This is a genomic window from Flavobacterium branchiophilum NBRC 15030 = ATCC 35035, from assembly GCF_002217205.1.
Taxonomy (GTDB): domain Bacteria; phylum Bacteroidota; class Bacteroidia; order Flavobacteriales; family Flavobacteriaceae; genus Flavobacterium; species Flavobacterium branchiophilum.
Map to the genome: position 1 here is coordinate 9,972 of NZ_MUGT01000005.1, position 8,878 is coordinate 18,849.

The window sequence follows — 8,878 nt, forward strand, 5'->3', positions numbered from 1 at the left end:
ATGGTTTTGGTGTTTGTTTTTTAATTTTTTGTTTGGCTTTTGGTGGCAACGTATGATGAAGTAACATGTGTGCAAAATTTGTGCTGTGCTATTGATACTCCATGTTTTTTTGAAGTTCCTTATTTGAACTAAAAAACCCGTTTGTTTACAACGGTTTTTTTTATATTAGTCATTATTTTGTATTATAATGTTGGCAAATCGCCTTTGCCTTTTGTTGGCAAATTGGTAGAACCCATCAAATATAAATCTACTTCACGAGCGGCTTCTCTGCCTTCGGAAATGGCCCAAACTATTAAAGATTGTCCACGACGCATGTCGCCTGCGGTAAAAATATTGGGTATGTTGGTTTTGTAATTGGTTGCTTGATAATTATTTCGAGCATCGATTTCGATTCCCAATTGGCTGCTCAAAGTTTTTTCTGGTCCGGTAAAACCAAGGGCTAAAAGGGCTAAATCGCAAGGCCAAATTTTTTCGGAACCTTCTTTTTCTATCAATTCTGGGCGTTGTCCTGGTAGGATTTTCCAAGAAACCTCAACGGTTTTTAGTCCAACTAATTCTCCTTTGTCGTTTGTTAAAAATTCTTTGGTGTTGATCAACCAATTTCGGTTGCAACCTTCGTCATGGGATGACGACGTTTTGAGTTGCAATGGCCAATAAGGCCAAGGGGTAGAGGCGCTTCTGCCAACGGGTGGTTTTGGCATGATTTCAAAATTTGTAACCGATTTGGCTCCTTGTCTGTTTGATGTTCCTACACAATCAGAGCCTGTGTCGCCGCCGCCAATCACGATAACATCTTTGCCTGTGGCAACAATTTGATCGGGAATTTCTTCGCCATAAAGGGCTTTTGTTTGTTGTGTTAAAAAAGTCATGGCTTGCACCACGCCTTTGCTGTCTGCTCCTTTGGTTGGCAATCCACGTCTGTCTGTGGCACCTCCACATAGTACAACGGCATCAAAAGCTTTTAGTTCTTCTGTACTATAATTGACTCCTACATGGACATTGGTTTTAAAAACAATGCCTTCTGCTTCTAATATGGCCACTCGTCTGTCTATAATCCCTTTTTCAAGTTTAAAGTTTGGAATACCATATCGTAACAAGCCACCAATAGCATTGTCTCTTTCAAAAACTGTAACGGTGTGTCCGGCTCTGTTGAGTTGTTGTGCGGCCGCCAATCCTGCTGGTCCAGAACCTACAATGGCCACCGTTTTTCCTGTTCTTACAGCTGGAATTTGAGGTTTTATCCAACCTTCTGCAAATCCTCTTTCTACGATGTTTTTTTCTATGTTTTCAATCGAAATTGGGTCTTTTATGATGCCTAATACACATGATTTTTCGCAAGGAGCTGGGCATAATCTTCCTGTAAATTCTGGAAAATTATTGGTAGATTGCAAAATGTTTAATGCCCCTTGCCATTCTTCTTCATGCACCATATCGTTAAAATCGGGAATTAAATTTCCCAACGGGCAAGAACTGTGGCAAAAAGGTATGCCACAATCCATACATCTCGAACCTTGTTGTTTGATATGGTTTGGTGCTAATGGTATTGTAAATTCATTATAATTGTTTACACGCTCGGCAACTGCCAAATTGCTTTCGTCTATTCTGTCAAATTCTTTAAATCCGCCTATCTTTCCCATGATATTTTATGCTTTACTATTCGTTATTGTATTTTTAATTTAAAAGTCAAAAATGATTATCCCACTAATTCTTTTTCTTTAGCTAATCGCTCTAATGCCTTTTTGTAATCTACGGGCATTACTTTGATAAAATGCTTTTGTTGGTTGTCCCAATCTTCCAAAAGTTTTTTTGCCAAAGGACTGTTGGTATATAACGAATGATTTTTTATTAATTTTCTTATTAAAGTTACATCAGATGCTTCTAATGGTTCTAGTGCCACCATTTCTTTGTTGCACAAACCGTTTTCAAATTGTTTTTTGTCGTCAAAAACATAAGCTACACCACCGCTCATTCCAGCTGCAAAATTGCGACCTGTTTTTCCTAAAACAACTACAACTCCGCCTGTCATGTACTCGCAACCGTGGTCGCCAATACCTTCGACAACTGCAGTTGCCCCCGAATTTCTAACAGCAAAACGCTCTCCTGCCATACCATTGATGTAAGCTTCGCCCGTAATAGCACCATATAGAGCCACGTTTCCGATGATGATGTTTTCCTCTGGTTTAAAAGTAGCTGTTGGTGGTACTTTGATAATTAATTTACCTCCAGACAATCCTTTCCCTAAATAATCATTACAATTACCATGAATTTTAAACGACAATCCTTTTGTTGCAAATGCTCCAAAACTTTGTCCTGCCGAACCAGTAAAATCTACCAATATGGTATCGTCTGGCAATCCTTGAGCTCCATATATTTTTGAGATTTCGTTACTCAAAATGGCACCAACAGATCGGTCTGTATTTTTGATATTAAAAGTAACTCTTGTTTTTTCTTTTCTATAAATAGATGGAATAGCCGCTCTGATGATATCAAAATCCAATACATTTTCTAAGGCATGGTCTTGGGTTGTGGTATTGCAATTTGGAACTTCTTTGGCTTTTTCTGGTTTGTATAAAATAGTGGACAAATCCAAACCATTGGCTTTATAATGATCAATGGCTTTATTAACATTTAATTTTTGGGACTGCCCTACCATTTCTTTCAATGTTCTGAAACCCAACTGGGCCATAATTTGTCTTAACTCTTCTGCAATGAAATACATAAAATTGATGACATGTTCTGGAGTTCCTTTGAAGTTTTTTCTCAATTCAGGATCTTGTGTAGCAATACCCACAGGACAAGTGTTCAGGTGGCAAGCTCTCATCATGATACAACCTGATGCAACAAGCGGTGCAGTGGCAAACCCAAATTCTTCTGCTCCTAATAAAGCTGCAATGGCAACGTCACGACCCGTTTTTAATTGTCCGTCGCACTCTAAAACAACCCGACTTCTTAAATCGTTCAAAATCAACGTTTGTTGTGCCTCGGCCAATCCTAGTTCCCACGGAATACCTGTATGTTGCAAGGAAGTCAAAGGAGCAGCACCTGTCCCGCCATCGTATCCAGAAATTAAAATCACATCTGCTTTGGCTTTGGCAACTCCAGCAGCTATCGTTCCTACACCCACTTCCGAAACCAATTTTACATTGATTCTGGCTTCTCTATTGGCATTTTTTAAATCATAAATCAATTGCGATAAATCTTCAATCGAATAAATATCGTGGTGTGGCGGTGGCGAAATCAACCCTACATAAGGTGTAGAATTTCTGGTTTGTGCAATCCAAGGTACAACTTTATCGCCTGGCAATTGTCCGCCTTCTCCTGGCTTGGCTCCTTGTGCCATTTTGATTTGTATCTCTCTTGCATTGGACAAATAATTGATAGAAACTCCAAATCGTCCTGAAGCTACTTGTTTGATGGCACTGTTTTTAGAATCGCCATTCAATTCTTTTTGAAAACGTTTTGGGTCTTCTCCACCTTCTCCCGAATTGGATTTTCCACCAATTCTGTTCATGGCAATGGCTAAATTTTCGTGTGCCTCTTGGCTAATAGAACCATAAGACATGGCTCCAGTTTTGAAACGTTTTACAATTTCTGTCCAAGGTTCTACTTCGTCAATGTCAATAGGATCTAAATTATTAAATTCAAACAATCCTCTAATGGTCATTAAATTTTCAGATTGTTCATTGACGGTTTTAGCATATTCTTTGTAGGCCTCTGGACTATTCAATCTTACGGCTTGTTGCAATTTTGCAATAGTCGTAGGGTTAAACATGTGTCTTTCGCCATTTCTTCTCCAGCGGTATATTCCTCCTATTTCAAGGGGTAATAAGTTAGCAATTTTTGAATTTGGAAAAGCTTTTTGATACCTTTTTTTAACTTCTTTTTCAAGTTCTATCAATCCAATTCCTTCAATACGAGATGGGGTATATGGAAAATATTTTGAAGTAAATGTTTTATTTAATCCTAAAATTTCAAAAATTTGAGCTGCTCTATAAGAATGTAAGGTAGAAATACCTATTTTGTTCATGATTTTCAGAATTCCTTTTGCAATGGCTTTATTAAAATTCTTAACTGCATAATCTGCTTTTACTCCTGTTATCAATCCTTTTTGTACTTGATCGTGTATGATTTCATTAACCATATAAGGATTGATTGCAGAAGCTCCATAACCGAATAATAAAGCAAAATGGTGGGGTTCACGAGGTTCTGCAGACTCGATGATGATTCCAAATTTAGATCGTACCCGTAACTTGTTTAAGGAATGATGGATATAAGAACAGGCCAATAACATTGGAATTGGAGCTAAGGCCTCTGTTGCACCTCTGTCCGATAGAATAATAATATTAGCCCCATTTTCAACCGCTTTGAAAGTAGCTTGAACACATTTTTCTAGGGCTCTTTCAAGTCCATTGACTCCTTTTTCTATTTTATATAATGTAGTAATGGTTTCCGATTTAAAATCGGCATGTTCAATGGTGCGTATTTTATCCAAATCTTCATTTGAAATAACAGGATTTTGAATTTTTAGTTTTTTACATTGTTTGGCTTCAATGTCAAAAATATTAAAATCGCCTCCAATGGCAAGGCTAATGTCTGTAATGATTTCCTCACGAATACCATCCAATGGCGGATTGGTAACTTGTGCAAATAATTGTTTGAAATAATTATACAACAATTGAGGTTTGTCCGACAACACCGCTAGTGGAGTGTCGTTACCCATAGAACTGATGGCTTCTTGACCCGTTTCTCCCATTGGATTGATAATGGTTTTCAAATCCTCATTGGTGTAGCCAAACAAACGCTGTCTGGTTTCAAAGTCTAAATTTTCGGTTGGTAACTGGTATTCTTTATAAGGTATGTTTGACAATTGCAACAAATTATCGCTAACCCATTGTTTGTAAGGTCTTTTTGTAACAATATCGTGTTTTACTTCGTCGTCTTCTACAATTCTGCCTTTGTTCATATCCACCAAAAACATTTTTCCAGGTTCCAAACGACCGTGTAACACCACATCTTCTGGCTTAATATCTAAAACACCAATTTCTGATGACATGACTACAAATCCATCTTTGGTAAGTGTATATCGAGAAGGACGCAATCCATTTCTATCCAACAAAGCACCAATAACATTACCATCTGTAAATGGTATAGAAGCGGGCCCATCCCAAGGTTCCATTATACAAGAATTGTATTCATAAAATGCTTTTTTCTCTTCAGACATGGTTTGGTGTTTTTCCCAAGCTTCTGGAACAACCATCATCATGGCTTCTGGCAACGTTCTGCCTGTCATCAATAACAATTCAACCACCATATCCATCGAAGCAGAATCGGATTTACCTTCAAGAATTATGGGGAATAATTTTTTAATATCATCACCAAAAACGGCACTTTTCATCAATTCTTCTCTCGATCTCATGCGGCTAATATTGCCTCTCAACGTATTGATTTCGCCATTATGACACATGTATCTAAAGGGTTGAGCCAAGTCCCAAGAAGGGAAGGTATTGGTAGAAAAACGTTGGTGTACCAATGCCAGTCGGGTTACCAAATCCGAATCGGCCAAATCTACATAATACCTGCTGATGTCTTCTGGCATGAGCAAACCTTTATATATAATGGTAGTGGTAGAAAGGCTCGAAAAATAAAAACGGTGGCTTTCTGAGATTTTAGATTTAATAATTTGATGCTCGGCAATTTTTCGGGCAGCAAATAATTTGGCATTAAATTGTTGTTCGGTTAATTCTTGGTTATTTTTACCAATAAATACTTGTTTTACCGTGGGTTCTTTTTCGGCAGCAATAGCCCCAAGGTTTGAAGCATCAACAGGAACCGTTCTCCAACCTAAAATTTGAAGGTTTTGATTTTTGATTTCTGTTTCAAAAGTATCCATACAAAAAGCCATTTGATTTTTGCTTTTTGGCATAAAAACCATACCTACACCGTATTCTTTAGGTTCAGGGAGGTCAAAAGTACATACTTTTTTGAAAAAAGCGTGAGGAATATCAAACAAAATACCAGCACCATCGCCCGTCCTTCCGTCCGAACTTACAGCACCACGATGTTCTAATTTTATAAGAATATCTAATGCTTTATGAATAATATCATTTGATTTTATGCCATTCAAATTGCAAATAAACCCTGCTCCACAGTTGTCGTGTTCAAATTCTGGTAAGTATAACCCTTGTTCCTTAACTCTCATTTTTTTAAATTTTTATTTTAATTTTTAATAATCAAATAAGATTTATATGATACAAATCACAGCTCTATTTTCGATAATAAATTTTTACTAAAGTAGCTATTTTAACATTATGTTAAAAAAAAAAATTGAAATTCCATTCATTTTTGTTTATATATCAATTTAATTTCGAGAAAATATTAAAAACATAAAATAGATGGAATTCAATTAACAAATTGATAATTTTAATTCTAAAAAATTCTCTGAAAAAGGCTCAAAACGATAAATTATTCTCAAACAAAATAAAAATTTCAAACGATATAGTGCCAAAAAATGATTTTTTACATCAAAAAACATAATTTTAGTTAAAGAAAATCGAGATTTTGAATTAAATTCAAAGTTTTTGTAAATTTTATAATTTTTATTCGCAAAAACATTTCTTTTTTAACATAAAATAGTTAATTTTGTTGCTTTAAAACAAGTCATAAAAAAAAAATATGGACATACACGAATATCAAGGTAAAGAAATTTTGGCCAGCTATGGCGTAAAAGTTCAGCGAGGTTATGTGGCAAACAACCCACAAGAAGCCGTAGCCGCTGCAAAACAATTAACAGCCGAAACAGGAACAGGCTGGCATGTTATCAAAGCTCAAGTACACGCAGGTGGTCGTGGAAAAGGTGGCGGTGTTAAACTTGCAAAAAATTTAGAACAAGTGGAGCAATTAGCAGAACAAATTATTGGAATGCAATTGATTACACCTCAAACCTCTGCCGAGGGTAAAAAAGTACACAAAGTACTTGTGGCTGAAGATGTTTATTATCCAGGCGAAAGCGAAACTTCTGAATTTTATATGTCAGTTTTATTAAATAGAGGTAAAGGCCGCAACATGATTATGTACTCTACCGAAGGTGGAATGGATATTGAAGAAGTGGCAGAACATACTCCTCATTTAATATTTACTGAAGAAATCGACCCAACTGTTGGTTTACAAGCTTTTCAAGCCAGAAGAATTGCATTTAATTTAGGGTTATCTGGAACTGCATTCAAAGAAATGGTGCAATTTGTAGGTGCTTTATACAATGCTTATATAGGTTCTGATGCTTCGATGTTTGAAATTAATCCTGTTTTGAAAACATCTGACAACAAGATTATTGCTGTTGATGCTAAAGTGAATTTGGACGACAATGCCCTTTACAGACACCCTGCTCTTGCCGAAATGAGAGACGTTCGTGAAGAAAACCCTATCGAAGTTGAAGCTAAAGCCGCTGGATTGAACTATGTAGATCTTGACGGAACTGTAGGTTGTATGGTAAACGGTGCTGGATTGGCAATGGCTACCATGGATTTGATAAAATATGCTGGTTTTGAACCTGCTAACTTTTTGGACGTTGGAGGAACTGCAGATGCCAAACGTGTAGAACTAGCCTTTAGAATTATCCTAAAAGATCCGAACGTAAAAGCCATTTTAATCAATATTTTTGGTGGAATTGTACGTTGCGACCGTGTGGCTCAAGGGGTAGTTGATGCTTACAAAAACATGGGAGATGCTATTAAAGTGCCTATTATTGTTCGTTTGCAAGGTACCAATGCTGAAATTGCTAAAGAATTAATTGACAATTCTGGTATGCCTATATTATCGGCTGTTCAATTTCAAGAAGCGGCAGACCAAGTTCAAAAAGCTTTGTCTTAACGAATATAAAACCTTTTCATTTGGTTTGAAATAATCAAATGATTTTCTAAAAAAAATAGATTAAACCTATTACAATGGTTTAATCTATTTTTTTTTTCTTCACTTTAAAATCGTTTTAAAATCAAAAAATCCCGAATGTACATTCAGGATTTTTCTTTTTATTAATCTTAAAATTACGGTTCCGACGAAAAAAGAGTCTCTTCAAAGGGTCAAACACTTATTGCTTTTTTTGCGAGTTTTCTTTTTTCGCCGGAACCTTATTATGAGCGACAAAGTTATAAATAATTAACTTATAAAAAAAGTATTTAATACTTATTTTTTTTGTTCTAAATTAAAATTCAAGCTAATCTTAACATTTTCAGCTATTTTGCCTCTTACTATACTAGGAATTTCTATTTTATAATCTTGTGGTTTTACCGTCAAATTACCCATTAATTGGGTTCTATCACCTGAATTGGTTACTGTTAATTTGGTTTTAACATGCTTGGTAACACCATGAATGGTCAAATCACCTTCTACTTCATACAGTTTATTGGAAGTTGATTTAGCGCCAGCATAGTTGTTGATTTTTCCTTTGAAAGTAGCTTTTGGAAATTGAGAAGACTCCATATAATTTTCATTAAAATGCTCTTCCATCAATGGAACTTTAAATTTGAATGATTTTATCAAAACCAACACGGCAATTTCACCATTGGACTCGTCCAAAATGCAAGAGGCACTGTTGTTTTTTGCGGCAATCTCTTCAAAAGCGGGCATCGATGCTTCAAACTTGATTTCACCATTTCGGGTCATCATTTTTTGTGCCAATACCGAATGACCGATACAAAGACAACAAATAATTTGTACTATAGTTTTCATAAATTTGGTTTTTTATTTTGTTAATCAAGGCATTTTTGTTTAAATAATTTTCAAACCGTTTGTTCCATTAAGCTTTAGCTCATTTGGTATAATTATTAGATATTATATCAAATATACATATAAATAGCCCAATCAACTTGTTCTTTTTTGCTAA

4 protein-coding genes are annotated in these 8,878 nt (G+C 35.8%); 1 reads left to right on the forward strand and 3 read right to left on the reverse strand.

Annotated elements, in window-relative coordinates; genetic code table 11:
* Window positions 1-182: 182 nt before the first annotated feature.
* Both B0A58_RS00785 and gltB read right to left on the reverse strand, forming a co-directional pair.
* A complete protein-coding gene (locus B0A58_RS00785) occupies window positions 183-1,637 on the reverse strand; it encodes a glutamate synthase subunit beta (protein ID WP_089079463.1) in 1,455 nt (484 codons plus the stop codon).
* 56 nt (window positions 1,638-1,693) lie between these two features.
* Window positions 1,694-6,199, reverse strand: coding sequence for a glutamate synthase large subunit (gene gltB, locus B0A58_RS00790; protein ID WP_089079464.1), 4,506 nt, complete (start codon window positions 6,197-6,199; stop codon window positions 1,694-1,696).
* A gap of 473 nt (window positions 6,200-6,672) precedes the next feature.
* On the opposite strand from gltB, the gene sucC reads away from it, so the two are divergent.
* The gene (gene sucC, locus B0A58_RS00795) at window positions 6,673-7,866 is read left to right on the forward strand and encodes an ADP-forming succinate--CoA ligase subunit beta (protein ID WP_014084479.1); all 1,194 of its coding nucleotides are present in this window, start codon (window positions 6,673-6,675) and stop codon (window positions 7,864-7,866) included.
* Window positions 7,867-8,178: 312 nt separating this feature from the next.
* Here sucC and B0A58_RS00800 read toward each other — a convergent pair whose 3' ends face one another.
* Window positions 8,179-8,724: a YceI family protein gene (locus B0A58_RS00800; RefSeq protein ID WP_014084480.1), complete on the reverse strand. Its 546-nt coding sequence runs from the start codon at window positions 8,722-8,724 to the stop codon at window positions 8,179-8,181.
* Window positions 8,725-8,878: the final 154 nt, after the last annotated feature.

Excerpts from the sequence above, each read along its gene's own strand:
- B0A58_RS00785 (WP_089079463.1), bottom strand. The coding sequence starts at position 1,637 with ATGGGAAAGATAGGCGGATTTAAAGAATTTGACAGAATAGACGAAAGC.
- gltB (WP_089079464.1), bottom strand. The coding sequence starts at position 6,199 with ATGAGAGTTAAGGAACAAGGGTTATACTTACCAGAATTTGAACACGAC.
- sucC (WP_014084479.1), top strand. The coding sequence starts at position 6,673 with ATGGACATACACGAATATCAAGGTAAAGAAATTTTGGCCAGCTATGGC.
- B0A58_RS00800 (WP_014084480.1), bottom strand. The coding sequence starts at position 8,724 with ATGAAAACTATAGTACAAATTATTTGTTGTCTTTGTATCGGTCATTCG.